The organism is Micromonospora desertarenae, assembly GCF_056150265.1.
The window spans coordinates 62,012-86,153 of record NZ_JAXCFQ010000019.1 but is presented as its reverse complement, the minus strand read 5'-3'; the positions used below and the strand labels follow the sequence as shown (position 1 = coordinate 86,153).

Annotated in this window: 21 protein-coding genes; 8 read left to right on the top strand and 13 right to left on the bottom strand. The window is 74.3% G+C overall.

Annotated elements, in window-relative coordinates; genetic code table 11:
- Positions 1–184: 184 nt before the first annotated feature.
- From SM577_RS29135 to SM577_RS29115, 5 genes are all read right to left on the bottom strand, one after another.
- Positions 185–688 carry a DUF2231 domain-containing protein gene (locus tag SM577_RS29135; RefSeq protein ID WP_474579859.1) on the bottom strand — a complete coding sequence of 168 codons (504 nt, stop codon included), beginning with the start codon at positions 686–688 and terminating at the stop codon, positions 185–187.
- A gap of 76 nt (positions 689–764) precedes the next feature.
- Positions 765–1,505: a GAF and ANTAR domain-containing protein gene (locus SM577_RS29130; protein WP_302921797.1), complete on the bottom strand. Its 741-nt coding sequence runs from the start codon at positions 1,503–1,505 to the stop codon at positions 765–767.
- A gap of 175 nt (positions 1,506–1,680) precedes the next feature.
- Complete coding sequence (secA2, locus tag SM577_RS29125) at positions 1,681–3,972, bottom strand: accessory Sec system translocase SecA2 (protein WP_474588488.1); 2,292 nt, start codon at positions 3,970–3,972, stop codon at positions 1,681–1,683.
- A gap of 149 nt (positions 3,973–4,121) precedes the next feature.
- Positions 4,122–5,210 (bottom strand): zinc-binding dehydrogenase, encoded by a 1,089-nt coding sequence (locus SM577_RS29120; RefSeq protein WP_474588487.1) that lies wholly within the window; start codon positions 5,208–5,210, stop codon positions 4,122–4,124.
- The gene (locus SM577_RS29115) at positions 5,203–6,213 is read right to left on the bottom strand and encodes a Gfo/Idh/MocA family protein (protein ID WP_302921800.1); all 1,011 of its coding nucleotides are present in this window, start codon (positions 6,211–6,213) and stop codon (positions 5,203–5,205) included. The genes SM577_RS29120 and SM577_RS29115 overlap by 8 nt, the downstream gene beginning before the upstream one ends.
- A 226-nt stretch (positions 6,214–6,439) precedes the next feature.
- Between SM577_RS29115 and SM577_RS29110 the strand changes: the two genes are divergently transcribed.
- The 5 genes from SM577_RS29110 (at position 6,440) to ctaD (ending at position 12,185) form a co-directional block, all read left to right on the top strand.
- Complete coding sequence (locus tag SM577_RS29110; RefSeq protein WP_474588501.1) at positions 6,440–7,423, top strand: glucosyl-3-phosphoglycerate synthase; 984 nt, start codon at positions 6,440–6,442, stop codon at positions 7,421–7,423.
- A 55-nt stretch (positions 7,424–7,478) separates the two neighbouring features.
- Complete coding sequence (locus SM577_RS29105; RefSeq protein ID WP_302921801.1) at positions 7,479–8,636, top strand: glycosyltransferase; 1,158 nt, start codon at positions 7,479–7,481, stop codon at positions 8,634–8,636.
- A 130-nt stretch (positions 8,637–8,766) separates the two neighbouring features.
- Complete coding sequence (locus SM577_RS29100; RefSeq protein ID WP_474588500.1) at positions 8,767–9,219, top strand: DUF4383 domain-containing protein; 453 nt, start codon at positions 8,767–8,769, stop codon at positions 9,217–9,219.
- Between the two features lie 148 nt (positions 9,220–9,367).
- Positions 9,368–10,093 carry an ATP-binding protein gene (locus tag SM577_RS29095; RefSeq protein ID WP_474588486.1) on the top strand — a complete coding sequence of 242 codons (726 nt, stop codon included), beginning with the start codon at positions 9,368–9,370 and terminating at the stop codon, positions 10,091–10,093.
- A gap of 88 nt (positions 10,094–10,181) precedes the next feature.
- Positions 10,182–12,185: an aa3-type cytochrome oxidase subunit I gene (gene ctaD, locus SM577_RS29090; RefSeq protein WP_474588485.1), complete on the top strand. Its 2,004-nt coding sequence runs from the start codon at positions 10,182–10,184 to the stop codon at positions 12,183–12,185.
- Between the two features lie 65 nt (positions 12,186–12,250).
- Here the strand turns inward: ctaD and SM577_RS29085 are convergent, their stop codons facing one another.
- Both SM577_RS29085 and SM577_RS29080 read right to left on the bottom strand, forming a co-directional pair.
- A complete protein-coding gene (locus SM577_RS29085) occupies positions 12,251–13,390 on the bottom strand; it encodes a SigB/SigF/SigG family RNA polymerase sigma factor (protein ID WP_302921804.1) in 1,140 nt (379 codons plus the stop codon).
- A 218-nt stretch (positions 13,391–13,608) separates the two neighbouring features.
- Complete coding sequence (locus SM577_RS29080; RefSeq protein ID WP_474580038.1) at positions 13,609–15,012, bottom strand: hypothetical protein; 1,404 nt, start codon at positions 15,010–15,012, stop codon at positions 13,609–13,611.
- Positions 15,013–15,260: 248 nt separating this feature from the next.
- Here SM577_RS29080 and SM577_RS29075 point away from each other — a divergent pair, with 248 nt between their 5' ends.
- Positions 15,261–15,488 (top strand): CDGSH iron-sulfur domain-containing protein, encoded by a 228-nt coding sequence (locus tag SM577_RS29075; RefSeq protein ID WP_474588484.1) that lies wholly within the window; start codon positions 15,261–15,263, stop codon positions 15,486–15,488.
- Between the two features lie 76 nt (positions 15,489–15,564).
- On the opposite strand, the gene SM577_RS29070 is transcribed toward SM577_RS29075, so the two are convergent.
- The 3 genes from SM577_RS29070 to SM577_RS29060 are packed head-to-tail and all read right to left on the bottom strand — an operon-like array spanning position 15,565 to position 19,589.
- Positions 15,565–16,671 carry an iron-containing redox enzyme family protein gene (locus tag SM577_RS29070; RefSeq protein WP_474579863.1) on the bottom strand — a complete coding sequence of 369 codons (1,107 nt, stop codon included), beginning with the start codon at positions 16,669–16,671 and terminating at the stop codon, positions 15,565–15,567.
- Between the two features lie 37 nt (positions 16,672–16,708).
- Complete coding sequence (locus tag SM577_RS29065) at positions 16,709–18,472, bottom strand: thiamine pyrophosphate-binding protein (protein WP_474579864.1); 1,764 nt, start codon at positions 18,470–18,472, stop codon at positions 16,709–16,711.
- Positions 18,465–19,589 carry a baeRF2 domain-containing protein gene (locus SM577_RS29060; RefSeq protein WP_302921807.1) on the bottom strand — a complete coding sequence of 375 codons (1,125 nt, stop codon included), beginning with the start codon at positions 19,587–19,589 and terminating at the stop codon, positions 18,465–18,467. The genes SM577_RS29065 and SM577_RS29060 overlap by 8 nt, the downstream gene beginning before the upstream one ends.
- 143 nt (positions 19,590–19,732) lie before the next feature.
- Here SM577_RS29060 and SM577_RS29055 point away from each other — a divergent pair, with 143 nt between their 5' ends.
- Positions 19,733–20,281, top strand: coding sequence for a hypothetical protein (locus SM577_RS29055; RefSeq protein WP_302922081.1), 549 nt, complete (start codon positions 19,733–19,735; stop codon positions 20,279–20,281).
- Positions 20,282–20,314: 33 nt separating this feature from the next.
- On the opposite strand, the gene SM577_RS29050 is transcribed toward SM577_RS29055, so the two are convergent.
- On the bottom strand, positions 20,315–20,671 hold the full coding sequence (locus SM577_RS29050) for a DUF3817 domain-containing protein (RefSeq protein WP_302921808.1): 357 nt from the start codon (positions 20,669–20,671) through the stop codon (positions 20,315–20,317).
- A gap of 200 nt (positions 20,672–20,871) precedes the next feature.
- Here SM577_RS29050 and SM577_RS29045 point away from each other — a divergent pair, with 200 nt between their 5' ends.
- On the top strand, positions 20,872–22,350 hold the full coding sequence (locus tag SM577_RS29045; RefSeq protein WP_302921809.1) for a glutamate-cysteine ligase family protein: 1,479 nt from the start codon (positions 20,872–20,874) through the stop codon (positions 22,348–22,350).
- A 24-nt stretch (positions 22,351–22,374) separates the two neighbouring features.
- Here SM577_RS29045 and SM577_RS29040 read toward each other — a convergent pair whose 3' ends face one another.
- Together SM577_RS29040 and SM577_RS29035 are read right to left on the bottom strand one after the other, a co-directional pair.
- Complete coding sequence (locus SM577_RS29040) at positions 22,375–23,217, bottom strand: ion transporter (protein WP_474588483.1); 843 nt, start codon at positions 23,215–23,217, stop codon at positions 22,375–22,377.
- A gap of 331 nt (positions 23,218–23,548) precedes the next feature.
- Positions 23,549–24,121 (bottom strand): GNAT family N-acetyltransferase, encoded by a 573-nt coding sequence (locus SM577_RS29035; protein ID WP_302921811.1) that lies wholly within the window; start codon positions 24,119–24,121, stop codon positions 23,549–23,551.
- Positions 24,122–24,142 lie beyond the last annotated feature (21 nt).

The window sequence follows — 24,142 nt, the reverse complement described above, 5'->3', positions numbered from 1 at the left end:
GTCGCCGACGCCGCCCCGCCGGGCCGTCGGCGCCGCACCGCCGGACCCCGCCGCCGGAGAGGACCCGCGGGTCAGGAGCGCGGCGAAACGATCTCGACGGCACCCGGTCGCCCCGCCGAGCGTGCCGGCCAGGTCGCCGGCGCCGCCCCCGGCCGGGCCCCGCCGCCGGAGAGGGCCCAGCGGGTCAGGAGCGCGGCGGGACGATCTCCACCGTCGAGCCGGTCGCGCCGCTGAGCGCGTCGAACGTGGTCGGCTCGGTCCGCCGGCCGGCGTCGAACTGGCGCATCAGCCGGGCGCCGAGCCGTACCCCGATCCCGCCGACGGCGAGCGCGACCACCTCGGTCAGCAGCAGCACCACCGACGCGCCGCGCTGCGGCGCGTCCGCCCGGATCAGGCAGCCGATCAGGAACAGGCCGGCCATGGCCGTGTTCACCAGGTTGAAGGTGATCGCCGTCCGGCGGGTCCGGTCGCCCGGCACGTCCCACAGGTCGATCATGCCGGCGATCGCGGTCAGCCCGGCGGCCACCAGCGCGGCGACCGCCGTCCAGTAGCCGACCTCGCCGAGGAACGCGGGCCCGCCGAGGACGTCGGTCAGGTCGAAGACGGTCGCGCTGACGAAGAGCCCGAAGGGGAACGTCACCAGCATCGGTTGGATCGGGTGTCCCTGCACCCGCAGCCGGCTCTGCATGGGTCCTCCCCTGGTCCGCTGCTCAGCCCACCAGTCCAGGGTGCTACCCGGCCGCCAACCGGGTGAAACGACGCGGTCAGCCGCTCCGTTGCCGGGAGACCGTGCTGACCAGCCGCTCGGCCACCTCGCGCAGCGGAATGGACAGCGAGGACGCGGCGCTGCGCAGCACCTCCAGCGCCTCCGGCGCCGGGCAGCCGCGCTGCGTCATGATCACCCCGATCGCCTGCCCGACCACCCCGTCGCCGAGCAGCGACGCGTCCCGCTCCCCGGCCAGCGCGGCCTGCCGGGCCCGGTCCCGGACGGCGGCCAGCAGCAGCCCGGCGTGCTCGGCCAGCAGCATGGCGGTGAGCTGGTGGCCGGTGGTGAGCGCGTCGGAGGCGCCGGCGTACAGGTTGATCGCGCCGATCACCTGCTCGTCCACGTCGACCGGCGCCGAGATCACCCCGTGGACGCCGAGGTCGCGTGCCCGCACCGTCCAGGTCGGCCAACGCCGCTCCCGGCCCAGGTGCTCGGAGCGGATCATCTCCCGGCGGCGGATCGCCTCCATGGCCGGGGTGTCCGGGCCGTGCCGCAGGTCGTCGAGGCCGGCCAGCCGGGCGTCCGAGGCGGCCACCCCGGCCGGCTCCCCGGCCCGCAGCGCGGTGAAGCCGCACCAGGTGACCCCGTCGACGGCGTCCCGGGTGATCCGCACCAGGGCGGTGAGCGCCGCGTCGAAGTCGTCCACGGCGATCAGGCCGGCGGTCAGCTCCCGCAGCAGCGCCGCGGTCTCCAGCACCCCGAGCGTCTCGACCGCCGGCACCCGCGTGTCCAGGTTCACCGGTCCACAGCCCCCGCCGCCCCCGAACCGCCAGCCGGTGCTGTCATCACCCGTGCCATCCTCTTGTTCTCCCGACTCTAGGGCCCCGGCCTACTACCCCGGCGAACATGGGTCGAAACGGCCTAAAGGGGGCCGCGGCCGGGCGCGCGGACGCGCCGGACGCGACCCCCGGGCCTCAGCGGGACGCGCCGGTGAGCCGCCGCCCGACCGAGGCGATCAGCCGGTCGAGCTCGGAGCCGAACGGGTTGTCGTGCACCAGGTACGTCCAGGTGGCGCTCGGCCGGACCAGCTTCGCCGCGTCCGGCTCCCAGTCCTCGTCGAACTCGGTCTCCTCGAACGTCGCGATGGTCCGCCTCTCGATCTCCGGGACCAGCTCGTTGAAGGCCGGCACCGCGGCCCGGTGGAACTCGTCGAGCGGGTCGAGCCGGCCGAGCGCGCGCAGGTGCACGCCCTCGCGTACCTCGGACAGCTCGGCCAGGTGGTCGGCCCAGAGCCGGTCGAGGTGGTAGAGGGCGATCGACCGGGCCACCCGGGCGAGCAGGTCCTCGTCCATCTCGCCGGCCTTGTCCGGCACCTTGTCCAGCAGCATCAGCGCCGCCACGTCGGTGGTCAGCAGCCGCTCGCGGCGCTCGGCGAGCGCCTTGCGCTGCTGCTCGATGACCACGCTGTAGCGCCAGGTGTTGCGGTGGATCTCGTGGTTGACGCCCTCGGCGACCCGCTGGGCGTGCTCCACGGCGTAGTCCACCAGCTCGTCGGTGACCAGACCGTCGGCGTTCATCCGCGGCGACGCCGGGACGGTGTCGCCGGCGTGCCGGACGACCAGGTCGTCCTCCAGGCTGACGAAGAAGACCGAGCCACCCGGGTCGCCCTGCCGGCCGGCCCGGCCGCGCAGCTGGTCGTCGACCCGGCGGCTGTCGTGCCGGCCGCTGCCGATCACGTAGAGGCCGCCGAGCTCGGCGACCCGGTCCCGGTCGGCCTGGTCACTGCCGCCGAGGCGGATGTCCACGCCCCGGCCGGCCATCTGGGTGGAGACGGTCACCGCGCCGTACGCGCCGGCCTCGGCGATGATCGCCGCCTCCTCGTCGTCGTTCTTGGCGTTGAGCACCACGCAGGGCACCCCGGCGGCGTTCAGGCCGGCGGCCAGCCCCTCGGACTCCTTGACGTCCAGCGTGCCGACCAGCACCGGCCGCCCGCACTCGTGGTTGCGCTTGATCTCGTCGATCAGCGCCTCCTCCTTCTCGGCCCGGGTGGCGTAGATCCGGTCCGGCTCGTCCTCGCGGACGCACGGGGTGTTCGGCGGGATCACCGCGACCTCGAGGCCGAAGAACTCGCGCAGCTGGTCGCCGACCAGCACCGCGGTGGCCGTCATGCCGCACACCTTCGGGTAGAGCGCGATGTACGCCTGCACGGCGATGGTGCCCAGCACCTCGCCCTCGGCGGTGGCGTCCAGGCCCTCCTTGGCCTCCACCGCGGCCTGGAGCCCGTCCGGCCAGCGGCGGCGCTGGGCGACCCGGCCGCGCATCTCGTCGATCAGCTCGACCGACCCGTCCCGGACGATGTAGTCCACGTCGCGGTGCAGCAGGGCGTGCGCGTGCAGCGCCACGTTGACCGCGGAGAGCTGCTCGACGTGCTCCTCGTCGTAGAGGTCGAGACCGAGCTTGGCCTCCACGGCGGCCAGGCCGGCGGCGGTGAAGGCGACGCTGCGGCCGTCCTCGGCCACCGTGTAGTGCTTGCCCTTGCGCAGCCCGCGCACCAGGGCGGCGGCCGCGTGCACCGGGTCCTGCTCGCCGGGCACCGCGCCGGCCAGCACCATCGGCACCCGGGCCTCGTCGATCAGGATCGAGTCGGCCTCGTCGACGATCGCGGTGCGCAGCGCCGGCTGCACCCGGTCGGCGAGGTCGGTGACCAGCTGGTCGCGCAGGTAGTCGAAGCCGGCCTCGCTGACCGAGACGTAGGTGACGTCGCAGGCGTACGCGTCGCGGCGCTCCTGCGGGGTGGAGGCCTCGTTGACCCAGCCCACGGTGAGGCCGAGCAGGTGGTAGACCGGCTCCATCCACTGGGCGTCGCGGCGGGCCAGGTAGTCGTTGACGGTGAGCACGTGCACCGGGCCGTTGCCCAGCCGGACGTGCCCGTACGCGGCGATGGTGGCGGTGAGCGTCTTGCCCTCACCGGTGGCCATCTCGGCGACCTTGCCGGAGAGCAGCGCCATCGCGCCGAGCAGCTGCACGTCGTACGGCCGCTGGTCGAGGCCGCGGCGGGCGGCCTCGCGGCCGATCGCGCAGATCTCCTCGTAGCCCTCGGCCCGGCGGGCGGCCTCGGTCAGCTCGACATCGTCGAGCGCCGACAGCTCCTCCTCGCGGGCCTCGATGGCCGGCAGCAGCTTCTCCAGCGGCGCCAGGTCGACCGTCGTTCCCGGGCGCTGGAGGAACCGGCGGAACCTGGTCTTCAACCGTTGCGACACACCCATGAGCGGCAACGGTACGCGACGCGGCCGACCTTGGGCGGCCCGCCCGGCCGCGGGGCGCGCCGCCCGTTTGCCGCGATCTTGCAGTCGTTGCCCCGACGAATGCGGCAGATGCCGCGGAACAGGGACCAGAACTGCAAGATCGCGGCGGGTCAGGGGGTGAGGACCACCTGGAGTTCCTGGCGGCGGCGCTCGGCGAGCGCGGTGAGGAGGGTGGGGGCCTCCTCGAAGGGCACCACCGCCGAGACCAGGTGCTTGCGGATCAGGTCCCCGTACGCGCGCAGCAGGTCGATGGTGTCGGCGGAGAGCCGCTCCCGGTCCCAGGTGGGGGCGAGCCCGCGGGGCACCCGGCCGATCTGGGCGCAGCGCAGCGACAGCCCGTTGTGGTGGAACTCCTCGCCGAGCCGGACCGCGTCCGCGCCGGCCTGGTAGAAGGCCAGGTCGATCACGGTGCCCTGCGGGCGGAGCAGGCGCAGCGCCAGGTGCAGCGCCCAGGCCTGGCCCCGGCACTGGAACACCACGTCGGCGCCCCGGTCACCGGCGGTGTGCGCCCAGCGGGTCTTGAGCACCACCGCCGGGTCGTCGGCCTCCGGGTCGAGGGTCTCCAGGCCGAGCGCCTCGGCGACCTCCCGCCGCTGCGGGGTCGGGTCGAGCACCACCACCGAGGCGGCGCCGTGCCGGCGGGCGAACAGCGCGGTGAGCAGGGCCACCACCCCGCTGCCGACCACCGCCACCCGGCGCCCGCGCACCCCGTCGCCGAGCCCGCGCACGTCCGTGCCGTAGAGGTCGGCGGCGGCGTGCAGCAGGCCGTTGGCGCAGATCGGCCCCATGTGCGCGACGTAGACGCCGAGCAGCGGGTCCAGGTCGTCGGGGAGCGGGACGAACCGCTCGGCGAGCGGGTCGGCGACGTGGCCGGTGCGGTGCCCGTAGGTCATCGCGCCGACGGCGCCGACCTCGACCGCCGGGGTGGCGCTCTCCACCACCTCGGCCACCTGCATGTAGCCCAGCCGGGTGACCGGATACGGGGTGCTCGCCTCCCCGGGCTGGAACAGCCCCAGGTCGGCGTTCCAGGCGACGTTGAGATACGGGTTGGTGCCCTTGACGTAGCTCAGCTCGGTGCCGGCGGAGACCCCGCTGAACAGCGTACGGACCCGGAAGGTGCCGGGGCGCAGCTCGGCGGCGTCCTGCTCGACCAGCTCCACCCGACCCGGGCCGGGCACCGTGACGACCTTGTCACGCATCGACCGTCACCCCCGTGCGCAGGGTCGCCGGGGCGGCCGGCGCGGCCAGCCGGACGGGAGTGCCGGTGCGGGCCGAGTCGGCCACCGCGACGGCCAGCCGCTGGGTGCCCAGCGCCTCGGCGTACGGGACCCGGATGTCGTCGCCGACCCCACGCACCGCGTCGACGAACGCCCGGTCGACGGCGACCCGGGCGGCGTCCGGGTCGGCGGGGAACCGGCGCTCCCCGTCACCGTCCCGGACGACCAGGCCGTCCTCGGTCAGCGCCAGGGCCAGCCCGTCGGCGAGGATCTCCAGCCCGGCGCGGTGCTTCCAGCCGAGCACGCAGGCGGCGGTCAGCGTGCCGACCGCGCCGCTGCTGAAGCGCAGCGCGGCGGTGGTGACGGAGTCGATGTCCGCCCCGTCGACCGGGGGCGGTGTGCCGTCGGCGTACGCGGTCACCTCGCTCACCTCGCCGGCCAGCACCCGGATCAGGTCCAGCACGTGCGCGGCCTGCTCGACCACCGGGCCACCGGAGCGGTCCCGCCGCGACCACCAGGCCACCGGGGGGACCTTGTCCAGCCAGGCGCCGGCCACCATCCGCACCGGGCGGTCGGCCAGCAGGCGGCGGGCCTGCTCCACCACCGGCAGGTAGCGCCAGTGGTGCCCGACCGCGGTCCGCAGGCCGCGCCGGGCGACCAGCTCGCCGATCCGCTCGGCGGTGGCGAGGTCGACGGCGACCGGCTTCTCCACGAACATCGGCAGCCCGGCGGCGATCACCGCCTCCTCCGCCGGCCCGTGCGCGAACGGCGGGACGCAGACGTACACCGCGTCCGGCCCGGCGGCGAGCAGCTCCTCGACGCCGGCGCAAACCCGCGTGTCGTACGCGGCGGCCAGCTCGGCGGCGGCCGCCGGCAGCACGTCGGTCACCCCGACCAGCTCCACGTCGGCGAAGCCGCTGAGCACCCGGGCATGGCGTTGCGCCACCCCACCGGCTCCTACCAGTCCCACCCGGCACGTGCGCATCCAAGCCCCTCCCACCCACTGTTCATGTCGTCGAGGTCAGCACTCCCCTCGGGTGGGCGCAATCAAACGTTCACGACCCGGGAACCCCCGCATGCCACGTTTGTGATCAGGCTGTCGGGGATGATCCGGTTAGCGCGTGGTGGGAAGTGGGAAAACCCTCCCTTGGATTTTCCGCCTCGATCAGGGGGTGCCTGTGCGGAATACGGAATCGACGGTTTCGCCGGTGGTGGAGGCGTGGGCCACCTACCGGACGACGTCAGCGGCCGACTGGCCGGCGCGGCGGCTGCTGCGCGCCAAGGGTGACACCCGGGTCAGCGTGGTGCTGCCGGCCCGCAACGAGGAAGCCACGGTCGGCGCCATCGTGTCGACCATCCGCGAGCACCTGGTGGACCGGGTGCCGCTGGTCGACGAGCTGATCGTGGTCGACTCCCGGTCGACCGACCGCACCGCACAGGTGGCCCGGGCGGCGGGCGCCGAGGTGGTCAGCCAGGACGCGATGACCCGGGGGCTGCCCCGGCTGACCGGCAAGGGCGACGCGCTCTGGGCCGGGCTCGCCGCCGCCGAGGGGGACGTGGTGGCCTTCATCGACGCCGACCTGCGGGAGTTCCGTCCGCACTTCGTGAGCGGGCTGATCGGCCCGCTGCTGACCGACCCGTCGGTCGACTTCGTCAAGGGGTTCTACCACCGGCCGCTGGTCGGTACGGCCGGGGTGGAGGCCGACGGCGGCGGCCGGGTGACCGAGCTGATGGCCCGGCCGCTGCTCAACCTGTTCTGGCCGGAGCTGGCCGGCTTCGTGCAGCCGCTGGCCGGCGAGTACGCCGGCCGCCGGGAGGCGCTGGAGCAGGTGCCCTTCGTCTCCGGCTACGGCGTGGAGACGGCCATGCTCATCGACCTGCTGGAGCTGGTCGGGCTGGACGCGCTGGCCCAGGTGGACCTCGGCGAACGCAAGCACCGCCACCAGGACACCGCGGCGCTGGGCCGGATGTCGGCCCAGATCATGCTCACCGCGTGGTCGCGGTTGCAGCGGCGCGGCTGGGCCAGTCCCGGGGCGGTGCCCGCCGCGCTGCTCACCCAGTTCCGGCGGGGCGGCTCGGAGGCGCTGCCGAACCTGGAGCGGGAGATCGTGGTCAGCGACGTCTCCATCGAGGAGCGCCCGCCGCTGGCGCAGCTGCGGCACCGGGTGCCGCGTCGCCGGGTGGCGGCGGCGTGAGGCGCCGGTCGGCGGCGGCGAGCCCCGGTCCCCGCGCGGGACGGGGGGCGGCGCGATGAGCCTCACCGTGTTGATGAACGCCGGGCCCTGGCTGTCCGTGCCACCGCCCGGCTACGGCGGGATCGAGAACGTCGTCGCCACCCTGGTGCCGGAGCTGCGCCGGCTCGGCGTACGGGTGGTGCTCGCCTCGGTCGGGACCAGCAGCCTGCCGGTCGACGAGCTGGTGTCGGTCTTCCCGGACGGCCAGTTCGCCCAGCTGCAACGGCCGTACAACCAGGTCTGCGGCGTCGCCCAGGCGCACCTGGGCGGGGTGGTCCGGGCCCTGCGCTCGCGCGACGACATCGACCTGGTGCACGACCACGTGGAGGCGGTCGGGCTGGCCACCCTCGCCGCGATGGGTCCGGACGCCCCGCCCGCGCTGCACACCCTGCACTGGGACCTGGCCAAGCACCCGGCGCTCTACGGCACCTTCGACGGCGGCGACCGGGTCCGGGTCAACGGCGTCTCCGCCTCGCAGTTGGCCCGGGCGCCCGAGGCGCTGCGGGCGCACTCGGTCGGGCACGTGCACCTGGCCACCCCGCTGGCCGTCGGCGCCGACCGCCGACCGGCGGCGCGCAAGGGCGACTACGCGCTGATCCTCGGCCGGATCAACCCCGGCAAGGGGCAGGACCTGGGCGCCCGGCTGGCCCAGCAGGTCGGGGTACCGCTGGTGCTGGCCGGCCCGGTCGGGCCGTACCACCGGCCGGAGGATCTGGCCGCGGCCGGCGACGAGGCCCGGCAGAACCCGGACGTCCGGTTCTTCCTGGACGAGGTGGCCCCGCACGTGGACGGCGAGCTGGTCCGCTGGGTCGGCACGGTGGCCGGGCAGGAACGCGACGACCTGCTGGCCGCGGCCCGGGCCACGCTGTTCCCGCTGCGCTGGGAGGAGCCCGGCGGCACCGCGGTGGTCGAGTCGCTCGCGCTCGGCACGCCGGTGGTGGCGACCGCCCGGGGCTGCCTGCCGGAGCTGATCGAGCACGGCCGCACCGGGCTGCTCACCACCGACGAGGAGGAGCTGGGCGAGCTGCTGCTGGCGGCCAGCCTGCTCGATGGGCGCGAGTGCCGTCGGGAGGCCGCCGTGCGGTTCACCCCGGCGGTGATGGCGCGGGAGTACGTGCGCCTCTACGACCAGGTCCGTCAGCACGCCACCGCCCGCCGCCTGCAACCGGCCTGACAGTTGCGCGACGAGCACCGGCCGGGTCCCGCCACGCGGGGCCCGGCCGGACTGTTTGCCGGCCGCCGGAGCGGGTAGCCGGGCAGGGCTCTGCACCGCCGCACGGAGGGAGTCCGCGGTGACCGGTCCGATGGCGCACTCGCGCGCCCGATCCAACCCGGCCGACGGCAAGGCCCCGGTACGCCGGGCCGCCATCATCGTGTCCTGGGTCTTCGTTCTCGTCGGCCTGCTCGGGTTCGTGCCGGGCATCACCACCAACTACGGCGACCTGGGGTTCGCCGGCCACCAGTCGGAGGCGAAGCTGCTCGGCGTGTTCCAGGTCTCGGTGCTGCACAACCTCGTGCACCTGCTCTACGGGGTGGTCGGGCTGGCGCTGGCCCGGACCGTCGCCGGCGCCCGGACGTACCTGATCGGCGGTGGCGCGATCTACCTCGTGCTGTGGCTCTACGGCCTGGTGGTCGACCACGACAGCGGGGCGAACTTCATCCCGCTCAACATGGCCGACAACTGGCTGCACCTCTTCCTCGGCGTCGGCATGATCGCGCTGGGCCTGCTGACCACCCGCGGCACAGCCCGCCGCTGACGCGACACCGCCCGGCCGCGGCGCCCACCATGGGCCACCACCGGCGACGACCACGTGACGGTCGTCGCGGGGGTGGCCCGTCCCGTTTGACCTGCCGCCCGCCCGGGTAGTTCGCAGTCCTGCGGACGAGACCCGAACGAGGGCGGAGATGTCGAGCCGGATCAGCTGCCAGGTGAGCGACGGGTCGCCGACCGTCGTCCGGCTCGGCGGCGACCTGGACCTGGTCACCATGCGCTCGGTGTACCGGGTGCTGGACCGGTGCCTGGCCGCCCAGCCCGACGCGTTGGTGGTCGACCTCACCGACGTCACCGTCCACGACCGGCTCGCCCTGTCCGTCTTCGCCGCCGCCGCCCGGCAGGCCGCCGGCTGGCCGGCCGTGCCGCTGGTGCTCTGCGCCCCGTCCCCCGAGGCCGCCGCCTGGCTGGCCGAGTCGACCACCTGCCGGGTGGTGCCGGTCCGGCCGGACTGCGACGAGGCGGTCCGGGTCGCCGGCGCCGCGGCGGCGCCCCGGCTGCGGGCCCGGCTGGAGCCGGCGGCGGGGGCCTGCCGGCGCGCCCGCGAACTGGTCGCCGACGCCTGCGCCCGGTGGAACCTGCCGGAGGCGGTCGGTCCGGCCTCGGTGGTGCTCTCCGAACTGGTCGGCAACGTGGTCCGGCACGCCGGCACACCCATGCAGGTCACCCTCACCCTGCGCCGGCCGTGGCTGCACCTGACGGTGGTGGACGGCAGCCCGGACGCCGCCCGATCCGGCGACCCGGACCTGCGGGCCGAGGGCGGTCGGGGGCTGATGCTGGTACGCGAGCTGGCTCAGCGCTGGGGGAGCGTGCCGGCCGGGGACGGAAAGGTCGTCTGGGCCACCCTGCCCGCGAATTGACCGAAATTACCGCCTTCGCCTGGTTACATGGACGAAGCGGCGGGTAGCCACGCCCGTCCTTTCTGTCGTCATGGCGGGGTGAGAGTCAATGCCCAGACGGGTCACCACGGAACCCGGACGCGACCGCGGACCGGCCATCCTGGCCCCGGCCCGGTTCGGCGGCTACCCCGGACCGCTGCGCAAGCCGCTCCCGGGCGGCAAGCTGATCCGGTTCCTGGCCACCACCGACCACAAGCAGATCGGGCTGCTCTACCTGCTCACCTCGTTCCTGTTCTTCATCGCCGCCGGCATCGAGGCGATGCTGATCCGCGCCGAACTGGCCCGGCCGGGCCTGCAGTTCCTCTCCTCGGAGCAGTACAACCAGCTGTTCACCTCGCACGGCGCCGTGATGCTGCTGCTCTTCGCCACCCCGGCGGCGTTCGGCTTCGCCAACTACATCGTGCCGATCCAGATCGGCGCCCCGGACGTGTCGTTCCCGCGGCTCAACGCCCTCGCGTACTGGCTCTACCTGTTCGGTGGCGTGATGGTGATCGCCGGTTTCCTGACCCCGCAGGGCTCCGCGGACTTCGGCTGGACCGCGTACACCCCGCTGAGCAGCGTGGAACACTCCCCCGGCGTCGGCGCCAACATGTGGGTGATGGGGCTGGTCATCTCCGGCCTGGGCACCATCCTCGGCGCGGTCAACCTGATCACCACGATCCTGACCCTGCGCGCGCCCGGCATGACCCTGTTCCGGATGCCGATCTTCACCTGGAACATGCTCTTCACCAGCGTCCTGGTGATCCTGGTGTTCCCGCTGCTCGCCGCGGCGCTGCTGGCGCTGTCGGCGGACCGGCTGCTCAACGCGCACGTCTACGACCCCGGCACCGGTGGGCCGATGCTCTGGCAACACCTGTTCTGGTTCTTCGGCCACCCCGAGGTGTACATCATCGCGCTGCCGTTCTTCGGCATCATCACCGAGATCATCCCGGTCTTCGCCCGCAAACCGATCTTCGGCTACACCGGTCTGGTGCTCGCCACCATCGCCATCACGGTGCTGTCGATGACCGTGTGGGCGCACCACATGTTCGCCACCGGGCAGGTGCTGCTGCCCTTCTTCAGCATCCTCAGCTACCTGATCGCGGTGCCCACGGGGGTGAAGTTCTTCAACTGGATCGGCACCATGTGGAAGGGACAGATCACCTTCGAGACGCCGATGCTGTTCGCGATCGGCTTCCTGGTGACGTTCCTGCTCGGCGGGCTCACCGGGGTGCTGCTGGCCAGCCCGCCGGCGGACTTCCACACCCACGACACCTACTTCGTGGTGGCGCACTTCCACTACGTGGTCTTCGGCACCGTGGTGTTCGCGCTCTTCGGCGGCTTCTACTTCTGGTGGCCGAAGATGACCGGTCGGCTGCTCGACGAGCGGCTCGGCAAGGTGCACTTCTGGACCATGTTCATCGGCTTCCACGGCACCTTCCTGGTGCACCACTGGCTCGGCAACGAGGGCATGCCCCGCCGGTACGCCGACTACCTGCCCAGCGACGGGTTCACCGCGCTGAACACCATCTCCAGCATCTTCGCGTTCGTCCTCGGCATCTCGACGCTGTTCTTCATCTGGAACGCCTGGAAGTCCTGGCGTTACGGCGCGATGGTGACGGTGGACGACCCGTGGGGCTTCGGCAACTCGCTGGAGTGGGCGACCACCTGCCCGCCGCCACTGCGCAACTTCGACCGGATGCCCCGGATCCGCTCCGAGCGGCCGGCCTTCGACGCCAAGTACGGCCCGCTCGTCGCCGACCTCGGCCGGGACCTGCCGCAGCGCACCACCAAGCCACCGCAGGGCTTCCGCGACGAGATGCACCGGGAGACGCACCTGCCCGAGTCGCCGGCCGCCGAGGGCGCGCACGGCGCGCGGGAGGCGGTCGCCTACCAGCCGGCCCCGCAGTCCGGCGCCCGGCCGGTGGACGTGCCGGAGCCCGGCGACGTGCGCCGGCCCAGCTTCGAGCAGACCGACGAGCCGGAGGAGACGCACCTCGGCGCGCAGCGGGCACCGCAGCCCAACGACGAGTGGCGGCACCCGCGCGGGTCCGGCGACACCCGGGAGAACTGACCGCGCACCGACGCAGGGGGCCGGCGCGTCAGCGCCGGCCCCCTGCGTCGTCGTCCTTCGCGCCGTCAGCCGTCCCGGCCCGGCGCCAGACCGGCGGCGGTGAGCGAGCGGCGTACCGCGGGCTGGACCCGGGTCAGCCGCAGCGGCACCCCGGTACGCGCGGCCGCCTCCCGGCCGGCCATCAGCGCGGCGATCCCGCCGGCGTCGAAGCCGCCCGCGCCGACCAGGTCCACCACCACCTCGGCCGGCTGGCCGGTGACCGCCTCCAGCATGGCCCGGCGCAGCTGGTCGGCGCCGTCCCGGTCGACCTCCCCGCCGACCTCGACCACCACCCGGTCGCCGTTCTGCTTCACCGAGATCCGGGTGCGGCCGGGATCCGGCTCGGCGGCGCCGTTCTGCCAGGGCGGCGGCGCGTCGGCCAGCATCGCCTGGCGCAGCCAGGTCAGCGCCCGGGACAGCAGCCGGGAGACGTGCATCTGGGAGATGCCGAACCGGGCGGCGATCTCGGCCTGCGTCTGGTTGCCGTAGAAGCGCATGGCCAGGATCCGCCGCTCCCGCCAGGGCAGCCGGTGCAGCAGCCCGCTCACCGTCACCCGGTCGTCGACGGATTCCAGCGCGTTGTCCGACTCCCCCACCAGGTCGCCGAACTCGGCGGAACTCTCCCCGCCGACCGGCGCGTTCAGCGACGCCGGGCTGTAGCCGGCGGCCGACTCCAGCGCGGCGAGGATCTCCTCCTCCGGGGTCTCCAGCCGGGCGGCCAGCTCCGCCACCGTCGGCGCCCGGGACAGCTCGCTGGTCAGCGCCGCGGTGGCCTGCCCGACCTCCAGGATCAGGTCGCGCAGCCGGCGGGGCACGTGCACGCCCCAGGTGCGGTCCCGGAAGTGCCGCTTGATCTCGCCGACGATGGTGATCGCCGCGTACGCGGTGAACGAGCCCCGTTCCGGGTCGTACCGGTCGACCGCGTTGACCAGCCCCAGCCGGGCGACCTGCTCCAGGTCCTCCAGCGGCTCGCCCCGCCCCCGGTACCGGCGGGCCAGCCGGCCGGCGAACGGCAGGGCGAACCGGACCAGGTCGTCGCGGGCCTCCTGCCGCCGCTCCGGTGGCAGTCCCTCGATCCGCGCCGCGTACGCCATCGCCGCCGCGTCGAGGTCCTCCAGACCCCGGTCGGTGGGTGGTGGTGTGGTCGTGCCGGTCTGTCCGAACATCCGCGCCTCCCTCAGGAAGGTCCCCCGCCCGGATTTGGGAAACCGGTCGTGCGCGTGGTCGCACCACGCACCGGGCCGGAAGTGGGTTACGTGACTGGGGTGCCAGCGGGCGCCGCACTACGCGGCGTGATCAGGCCGTCGCAGCCAGCGGTGTTCCCGCTCCGTAGGTACTCAATCACGGGATCCCCGGTTCGCGAGGATGTTTCGCCGGGCCCGCCTCAACAGACCAGCAGGCCGTGCTGGGTGCCGCTGTCCCGGAGCGCGGCGAGCGCCACCGGCACGGCCAGCGGCGGCGGTGCCGGCAGGTCGTACGGCTGGGCCCGGAGCACCTCGGTGGCCCGCCGGGTGGGTACCGTGGTGACCGGGTAGCCGCGCGCGGTCGGCCGGTCCAGCGCGCGCCGGCGACGGCCGAACCCGGCGACCGCGAGCCACTGCGGCAGCCCGGCCAGCGCCGGCGAGCGGACGCCGGGCGGCTCGGGCAGCACGTCCACCGAGCTGAACGGCTCGCTGCCGGCCAGCCACCACTCCGCCCCCTCGACGCTGCGCCGGGTGGCGTTCTCGCACCAGTAGGGCACCAGGCCGGCGCGGACCACCTGCCACGGGTCGAGCAGCCGGCCGCACTCGACCACCAGCCGGTCGCCGGTCTTGCCGGCGGCGCGCAGCCAGCCGCGGTACAGGTCGGCGGTGGCCGCGCTGAGCGCCTCCGGCCGGGGGAACAGCACCCGGTGCAGCGGATGCCCGTGCCGGCCGGTCCACTCCCGGGTGCTGAGCTCGAAACCGGACTCCACGACGTGTTCGGCGTAACCGGTCGGCGAGGTGACCTCCGGCGGCTCCCAGTGCGCGCCGTCCCCGCCGGCCGAGCGGAGCACCTGGCGCAGCGCGTGGCTGTCCGGGTGGAAGTCCACCGGGTCCAGCCCGCTGGCCGGGCAGCCGACCTGGAAGCTGTGCCCGGGGGCGGAGTCGAGCACCGGCCAGGTCCGCGCGTCGCGCAGCAGCAGCACCGGCGCGCCCGGCGCCAGCCGGTCGGCCAGGAACCGCCGGTACGCCTCCGGCAGCGCCTGCCAGCGGGCCGTCAGCGCCACCGTCGCGCCGGCCAGCGCACCCCGGCTGGCCGGGCAGTGCACCTGGCGTACGTGCAGGTCGGTGTTGCCGGCGAGCAGCCGGGCGGCGAGCGCGGCGCCGTGGTCCAGGGCGGCCCGCGGCCGGTCCACCGCGCCCTGCGCCCAGTGCACGGTCATCTCGAATCCGGTGGGCAGCCAGGGCACGCCCAGCGCGACCGCGAGGTGCGCCGCCGCACCGTGCGGCGAGCCGACCAGCACCCCCGGGTAGCGCCGGCGCGGGTACTGGTCGACGAACCACGCCGCCACCCGGTCCGCTTCCACCTCCGCCGTCTGCCCGCAGGTCAGCGCGACCCGGCCGGCGGCCCGGTTGGCCGCCGCCCGGCGGACCGGCTCGGGGGCGCCGGTGAACCGGGACAGCGGGCCGATGTGCCCCAGGTCGGCGCAGTCCACCCCGCGCAGCGCCCGGGCGGTGGCGCCGACCAGGATCCGCGCGGCGCTGCCGGGCGCCACGACCCGGTCGCCGGCCAGCCCGGCACCCTGGGCCGTGAGCCCCTCGCGCACCTTGCGCACCGGCCCCACCTTGCCTCGATCGCTCACCACGCGGCCCGGCTTCCCGTCCCGATGCGGTTCAAACGGGGCATCCCCCACCGGGCGGGAGCAATCCGGTGATCTTCCGGCCCTTCGCCGTCCCGGACCGTTGGCCCCCTCCCGGCCCGCGCGTCCCGGCTGGGCCGGCCCGGCTCGGTCGTCCCGGGTGGGCGCGGCGTCCCGCGGGTTTCGGACCGGCCGGGACGGGCACTTCACCGCCCATGCGCGAGGACCAGCACACTCCCCCGGCGGCCACGATCACCCCGTACCAGGACGGCCCACTGCTGGTGCGGGGCGACTTCGCCCTGGTCACCCCGGCCGGGCAGACCATCGACGCGCGACGCGGCACGGTCGCCCTGTGCCGCTGCGGCAAGTCGGCCCTCAAGCCCTTCTGCGACGGCACCCACAAGGCCGTCGGCTTCCGCGCCGGCACCAACCGCGAGAGCTGACCACCCCGTCGATCGTGAAGTTGTTTGTCGGCCGGCACGGCGTGTCGGGTCGCCAACTTCATGATCAGCGGGGCGGTCAGGCCACCGCGGTGAGCGAGGATGGGGTGGTGGGGGCGGAGAGGGTGCGGGTGGGGTTCGCGGGGGTGCGGGGGGTACGCAGGGAGCTGCGACCGGCGGCCCAGGCGTCCAGCACGTACGCGGCGAAGAGCCGGTCCACCGCCAGCGCGGCGGCCGCGCCGAAGACCACGTCCGGCGCCAGCGCCGGCTCCACCTCGACCAGCCCCCCGCACAGGTCGTGCGCGGCGATCTGCTCGTGCACCGCGTCCGCCTCGACGTGCTCGTCGTAGAAGCGGGTGGCCACCTCGTCCAGGCCCAGCCGGCGCAGCCCGTTGCCGTAGCGGCGGTTCGGCAGCGACGAGGTCATCTCGTAGGCCGCCAGGTGCCCGAGCAGCGCCCCGCGCAGCCGGCGGTGCAGACCGAACAGCGACATCAGGTTGTTGGTGGCCAGGGTGACCGCCGGCACCGCGTCCAGGTGGGCGGCGTACCCGGTGTCCAGGCCGAGCCGGGCCATGGTGGTGCGGAACAGCTCGGCGTGCATCCGGTCCAGCCGCCCGTTGCCGTACTCGTCCATCTGGATCTCCACCAGGGCGGCCTTGGCCGGGCCGCCGAGGCGGGGCAACGCCCAGCTGTGCGGGTCCGCCTCCCGCAGGTGGTAGACCGAGCGGTGGGTGACGAACTCGCGGAACTGCGCCAGGGTGGCCCGCCGCTGCAGGTGCGCGGCGAGCGACGGCCCGTCGTCCGCGGCGACCACGTCGGCCAGCGCCGCCGGGACCCCGGCGGGCAGCACCGCCGGCAGCGGGCCGACCAGCCGGCGCACCGCCGCCTCGAACACCCGCTCGGCGGACGACCGCAGCGCCAGCAGCGACGGCTGCCACTCCCAGTCGTCGGCGACGTCCCGCCAGCCCCGGTAGTGCGTCTCGTAGCAGAGGAAGAGGGTGAGCTGGAGGTCCTCGTCGGTCAGCGGGTCGGCCGGGTCCAGCGCCGCGGCGAGGTCGTCCGGCAGGTCGTGCGGCGGGCGCCGCAGCGCGTCGAGCACCGCCGCCGACACGGGTCCGCGCGGGTTCGGCAGGGGCGCGGGGCCGTACCGCCGGTCAACGGACTCGGACAAGGTCACCTCCAGCATCGAACTGAGGATCACCAGTTGCCCAGGCAGGCTGCCGCTAAACGAGATCCTCCGCCTCCACGGCCACCCCGGCCGCCAGCATCCGGTCGCGGACCCGGCGCGCGGCGTCGCCCTCGGCGAAGACACCGCGCAGGTCGGCGAAGGCCGGCTCGGGCGGCGCCAACGGCACCCCCGGGTCCACCACCGCCTCCAGCACGCAGGGGCGGTCCGCGGCCAGCGCCTCGTCCCAGGCCGCGCCGACCAGCTCCGGCCGGTCCACCCGGACGCCGTGCAGCCCGAGCAGCCGGGCCCAGCCGGCGTACGGCACGTCGGGCCGGCGCTGGGACACATCGGGCGTCGGCTGCCGGCCGCCCCCCATCCCGGACTGGTCGCGGTTGTTGAGCACCAGCACCACCAGCCGCGGGTCGGACCAGCGCGACCAGTGGTGGGCGACGGTGATCAGCTCGGCCAGGCCGTTGAGCTGCATCGCCCCGTCGCCGACCAGCGCGATCACCGGCTGGTCGGGGGCGGCGAGCTTGGCCGCCACCGCGTACGGCAGGGCGCAGCCCATCGAGCCGAGGGTGCCGCACAGCTGGGCGTTGACCCCCGGGGGCAGTTCCAGGTGCCGGGCGTACCAGTAGATGACCGAGCCGACGTCGACGGCTATCGACCCGGCCCGCGGCACCCGGGCGGAGAGTTCGTGCAACACCAGCTGCGGGTTGACCGGCTCGGCCGGCGCGCCGGCCCGGTCCGCCGCCTCGGTGCGCCAGCGGTCGACCGAGCGCTCGACGGTGGCCCGCCACCCCTGGTTCGGGTCGTTGCGCACCCGGGCGAGCAGCGCGCGCACGGTCTCCGCGGCATCGCCGACCAGCGGCACGTCCACCGGGTAGCGGGTGCCGATCCGGCGGCCGTCGAGGTCGATCTGCACGGTGCGGACCTGGCCGGCCATCGGGAAGTAGTCGGTCCACGGGTCGTTGGTGCCGATCAGCAGCAGGGTGTCGCAGCCGCCCATCAGCTCGGCGCTGGCCGGCGTGCCGACCTCGCCGAGCACGCCGGTGTGGAAGGGTAGCCGCTCGTCGAGCACCGGCTTGCCGAGCAGCGAGGTGGCCACCCCGGCGCCGAGCCGGTCGGCGAGCGCGACGATCTCGTCGGCCGCGCCCCGGGCGCCCTGCCCGACCAGGATGGCCGGGCGCTGCCCGGTGCCGAGCAGCTGCGCGGCGGCGTCCAGGTCCACCTCGTGCGGCAGCACCCGGGCCAGCGGCTCGCCCGGGGTGGCGGTGACCACCCCGGCCGCCTGCGGCTGCAGGTCGGGCACGGCGATCTCCTGCAACTGCCGGGGCAGCACCACGCAGACCGGGCTGCGGGTCGCCGCGGCGGTGCGGAACGCCTGGTCGAGCAGGGCCGGCACCTGCTGGGGCGTACGGGCGTAGCCGACGAACTGGTTGCACACGTCGCCGAAGAGCCGGCTCAGCCCGATCTCCTGGTGCGCGCCGCCGAGCGGGCCGGAGATGTCCTCCCCGACGATGGCCACCACCGGCTTGCTGTCCAGCTTCGCGTCGTAGAGCCCGTTGAGCAGTTGCACCGCGCTCGGCCCCTGGGTGGCCAGGCAGACGCCGATGCCGCCGGTGAACTTGGCGTGCCCGGTGGCCATGAACGAGGCGGTCTCCTCGTGCCGGGCCGGCACGAACGCCGGGTCCCCGCCGGCCGCGTCCAGCGCGTCGACCACCGGCGCGATGGCCGCACCGGGATAGCCGAAGGCGCGCGGTACCCGCCACGCGCGCAACCGCTCGACCACCAGGTCGGCGACGGTGCGCTCAGCCATTGCCCCGCCCGGGGGTGCTCGCGTCCGCGTAGCGCAGCACCGCGCCCACCCCGTCGACCAGCTCCGGGGCCTCGTCCGGGCCGAGCACGGTGAGCTCGGCGTCGGTGCCGACCAGCGCGCGCACCAGCGCGGCGTCGGCGCGGACCTTGGCCGGGTCGGTCACCGACATCGCGTTCAGCTCACCCGGGTCGGTGGCGATCTCGGTGGGCTCCGGGCCGATCCACAGCTCCCCGGTGGCCGACGGGTCGTCCACGATCAGCATGTTCTCCACCTGGTTGCGCTGCAGGGCGGAGACCACGGCGTCCAGCCCGGCCCCCACGTCCTCCTGCATGCCGAACCGGTCCAGCGTGGCGCTGATCCGCTGGTCGGCCACCTCGGCGATGGTCTGCACGGTGAGGTCGTCCAGCAGGGTCTGGTCGGCACCGGCGGCCCGGGAGCCGGCGTCGGTGCGCACCACCGCGTCCTGCCAGCGGTTCGGCATCTGGGCGGCGATCATCCCGGTGGCCCGGACGTCGCCGGCCACCACCAGCACCTCGGCGCCGACCTTCTCGGCCAGCTCGACGGCCGCCGCGGTGACGTCGCCGGCGTTGTGGTGCCAGGCCTCCATCGCGGCCCGCTGGTAGCGGGACTGGGACCAGCCGCCCGGCTGCACCCGGCGCAGCTGGTGGGTCTCCCGCCCGGCGACGTGCGAGCGGCGGGGCACCCCGCCGGCGCTGATCGCCATCGCGTCCGCGCCGGTGCGGTCGGCCAGCACCCGTACCCAGGCGACCTGCTCGCCGCGCTGGGCGAGCAGCGGCATCACGTGCGGCAGCGCGGAGAACGCGGCCAGGTCGCGCAGCGGCGGGGCCGACAGGTACTCGGAGAGCACCACCCGGCCCCGGGTGGCGAAGATCGCGAGCCCGTAGTCCCCGGCCATCGGATCGTGCCCCCGGACCACCCGTTCCACGGCGTCGATACTCGCCACGTCGGCGCGCTGCCGCTGGAGTTCGTCGCGCAGCGCGCGCCAGCGCAGGTCGAGCGCCGGGTGGGCGTCCTCGGTGTTGGCCGAGGCGTCCAGGTAGACCGAGCACCACGGCCCGGGTCGGTCGTAGAGCGGGCGCAGGAAGGACAGCTGCATGCTCGACCCCTTTCCAGCTCGGCCCTGCGCTTACCCGCGCGACCGCGGTTGTCACCTGGCCGGTGAGCGGGCGTGACCCGGGTTCATTCACGTCGTTCAACCTGCGCGGACCGATACCATCAGTGAACGGAACCGGACTCTGGGTGGTGGGGATGGACAGCGACCTGCATATCCGGCGGATCGTCCACCCGACGGAGCGGATCGTCACCGGCCGGGTGGTCCGGCTCATGGACGGCTACGCGCGGGAGCTGAAGGTGGGCCAGCCGGTGCTGGTCGCCGTGCTCGCCGCGGCCGGGGTGGCCGGGCTGCTGGTGGCGCTGGTCCGGGCGCTGCTCTCGATCGGCTCCGGCGGCAGCCGGCGGGCGTTCAAGGACCTGCGCAAGGGCCCGGAGTACCTGGTCACCCCCCTGCGGATCCGGGACACGGTCGGCCAGCTCTGCGAGGTGGAGCTGCACGGGCACCTGCCGCAGAGCGCGCTGCACCCGGCGGACCACGTCCAGTTGACCCTGCGCCGGCAACGCGACCCCGACCTGCCGCCGAAGGTGGAGCGGATCGTCAACCTCACCACGGGGCAGCTGCTCACCCCGCGTACCGCGACCCTCTGGTCACACCTGGGCCCGCCGCTGCTGCTCCAGGCGGCGCTCGGCGCGCTGCTGGTCGCCGCGCTGCTCGCCTGGTCCGCGCTGACCTGACCCCGGACCAGCCGGCCGGATCGGCCGGCGGTCTCAGCCGACCGGGGTCGGGGTGCGGGTCGGCCCGGCGGCGGTGCGCAGCATCCCCCGCCGGTGCGCCCAGCGCTCGAAGGCGATCGTGGCGAACGGCGGCACCGCGCAGGCCAGCGCGACGAGGGTGGCCGGCCAGCTCCACCGGTGCAGCCGGGCGACGACGGCGACCAGGGCGACGTACGCGACGAACAGCCCGCCGTGGATCGGCCCGAAGATCTGCACCCCGATCTCGTTGCCGGGCGGGCCGTACTTGACGGCCATGCCGGCCAGCAGCCCCGCCCAGGAGCACGCCTCGGCGATCGCGGCCGCCACGAAGAGCCGGGTCAGCCGGGTACGCAGGGTGGGATCAGCGGTCACGGCGAGCCATGTTACCCGGCGCCCCATCGGGCCGGACCGGCCGCACCGGCGGTGCCGGCGGTGCCGGCGGTGCCGGCGGTGCCGGCGGAACCCGTGCCGGATTAACACCCGTCCGGTACGGGAAAGGACCGGGCGGGGTCTTCCCCGGCTCGTCACCTCCGTGCGAGTTTGGTGGAACCAGCGGTGACAGGGTGGTGACCATGGGCGAGGACGTCGGCGTACGCAACTTCAGCCGGGAGGATCGGGCCCGCTACCGGGAGAAGGTCCGCCGCTGTCTGGACGTCTTCGCGGAGATGCTGCGCGAGTCCCGGTTCGACGTCGACCGGCCGATGACCGGCCTGGAGATCGAGTTGAACCTGGTGGACGACGACTCGATGCCGGCGATGCGCAACGCCGACGTGCTGGCCGCGGTGGCCGACCCGAGCTTCCAGACCGAACTCGGCCAGTTCAACGTGGAGATCAACGTCGAGCCCCGCCGGCTGGCCGGCACCGGCACCGCCGAGTTCGAACGGCACGTGCGGGCCAGCCTGAACGCGGCGGAGGAGAAGGCCCGCACGGTCGGCGCGCACATGGTGATGATCGGCATCCTGCCCACCCTGCGCCCCGAGCACCTGACCGCGGAGACGCTCTCGGCCAACCCGCGCTACCGGCTGCTCAACGAGCAGATCTTCGCGGCCCGCGGCGAGGACCTGCGCATCTCGATCAACGGGGTGGAGCGGCTGGCGGTCACCGCCGACACCATCACCCCGGAGGCGGCCTGCACCAGCACCCAGTTCCACCTCCAGGTCAGCCCGGCCCAGTTCGCCGACTACTGGAACGCCGCCCAGGCCATCGCCGGGATCCAGGTGGCGCTCGGCGCGAACGCGCCGCTGCTCTTCGGCCGCGAGCTGTGGCGGGAGACCCGCATCCCGCTGTTCCAGCAGGCGACCGACACCCGGCCGGAGGAGATCAAGGCGCAGGGCGTACGACCCCGGGTGTGGTTCGGCGAGCGCTGGATCACCACTGTCTTCGACCTGTTCGAGGAGAACGTGCGCTACTTCCCGGCGCTGCTGCCGGTCTGCGAGCCGGAGGACCCGGCCGAGACGCTCGCCGCCGGCGGGGTGCCGAAGCTGTCCGAGCTGCGGCTGCACAACGGCACCATCTACCGGTGGAACCGGCCGGTCTACGACGTGCTGCGCGGCCGCCCGCACCTGCGGGTGGAGAACCGGGTGCTGCCCGCCGGGCCGACCGTGCTCGACACCGTCGCCAACGGCGCCTTCTACTTCGGGCTGGTCCGGGCGCTGGCCGAGGCGGACCGGCCGCTGTGGTCGCAGATGTCGTTCAGCGCCGCCGAGGAGAACTTCTCCAACTGCGCCCGGCACGGCATCGACGCGCAGGTGTACTGGCCCGGCCTGGGCTACCTGCCGGTGACCGAACTGGTGCTGCGCCGGCTGCTGCCGCTGGCCTACCACGGGCTGGACCGGTGGGGGCTGGACCCGCAGGAGCGGGACCGGCTGCTCGGCATCATCGAACAGCGCTGCCTGACCGGGCGCAACGGGGCCAGCTGGCAGGTGGCCACGCTGCACCGGCTGGAGTCCGCCGACCACCTGGACCGGCCCGAGGCGCTGCGCGAGGTGGTGCGCCACTACGTCGACCTGATGCACAGCAACCGGCCGGTGCACGAGTGGCCGCTGCCCTGACCGGGCGCGGTGGGGCGGACGGGCTCAGGGCCGGTGTGGCGGCCGGGCGTGGCCGTCCTCGCGGTCGATGCGCAACTCCCGCTCCAGTTCGGCGATGACCGCCCGCAGGTCGTCCAGCCGCTGGGTGAGCGCGATCCGGTCCACCTCGTCGGGCACGCCGTCGCCGTCCTCGTCGTAGCCGGGCGCCAGCCGCTCGGTCATCTCCAGCCGGCGGGCCTCCTCCATCGAGTTGACGATGACCGCGATCAGGATGTTGAGCAGCAGGTTCACCGTGATGAGCACGTAGCTGACGTAGTAGAGCAGCGTCCACGGCGACACCGCCATGCCCTGCTCGATCAGGTCCGGCAGCGTCTCCAGCGACAGCAGCACGAACAGGGTCAGCAACGACCGCCCGATGTCGCCGTACTGCTCGGGGTAGGTGTCGGCGAACATCAGCCAGCCGGCCATGCCGTAGACGTACAGGGTCACCACGGCCAGCGCGAGGAAGCCGGCGACGCCGGGCAGGCTGCGCAGCAACGCCGCCACGATCGTGCGGAGGCCGGGCGAGAACCGGACCAGCCGCAGCACCCGGGCCACCCGCACCACCCGCAGCAGCGCCGAGTCGCCGTGCAGCCCCGGGATGAAGATGGCGAGGGTGACCAGGAAGTCGAAGACGTTCCAGCCGTGCCGGAAGAACTCCTGCGGCCGCCGGCCGTAGGCGAGCACCCGGATGACGATCTCGACCACGAAGGCGACCCGGAACGCCAGTTCCAGCCCGTGCAGGACCGGCCCGGCCCGGCCCAGGTCCGGGTACGTCTCCAGGCCGAGCACCACCCCGTTGGCCATGATGAGCACGATGATGGCGACCTCGAACGGGCGGGACCGCACGACGCGGGCGCACCGGTCGGCCACACTGGACCGGTCCGGGGCGGACGCACCGGTGGCCCGCCGCTGGTCGGGCACGCGGGGACGACTCACCGGGCGGCGAGCGCCGACGCCACACCCGGTCGCCGGCCGCGCCGACCGGCCGATCGCGACTGTTCGGCGAGGGCCTTGGGCACGACGAGCATGGCGACAGCCTAGCGAGTGATCATGCCTCGGCGGATCCTCGGCACCGGCCACCCTCGCCGGTGAGCGTGATACCGCGGACCCATCGTGATGACTGTGCGATATCACCGAACCGGGCGACACGTCCGCGCCGGGAGGGTGCCGCGCCGGGTCAGCCCGCCGTCGCCGGCCACGGGGACGGGTCGTCGCGCAGCCGGCTGTAGAGGTAGCCGTCGCGCCACCGGCCGGCGCGGAACTCGCTGGCCCGGATCACGCCCTCGAACCGGAAGCCGGCCTTCTCCAGCGACCGCTGCTCGGCCGCGTTCTCCGGGTGGGTGCCGGCCTGGATCCGCTGCGCCGGGGTGTGCGCGAACAGGTAGTCGCAGAGCAGCGCCTGCGCCCGCCAGCCGATGCCCCGCCCGCGCCACTCCGGCAGCAGGGCGATGCCGATCTCCCAGTACCCGGCCGGCCCGGCGTACCGCCCGGCCCGGTAGCTGACGAAGCCGACCGCCCGCTCCGGGTCGACCTCGACGACCAGCCGCCCGTCGTCAGCGCCGAGGTAGCCGTCGGCGGCGAAGCGCCGGGCCGGGGCGGCGGCGTCCCGGAATCCGCTCCAGTCCAGCCCGATCAGGCCGGGCTCGCTGACGAAGCGGCGCAACATCGCCAGGTCCGGCTCGGCCACCGGGCGCAGCCGGACGGTGAGGCCGTCGGTCTCGTGCTCGATCCCGGCCAGCGATTCGTCCATTCGCGACACGCTAGCGGGCCA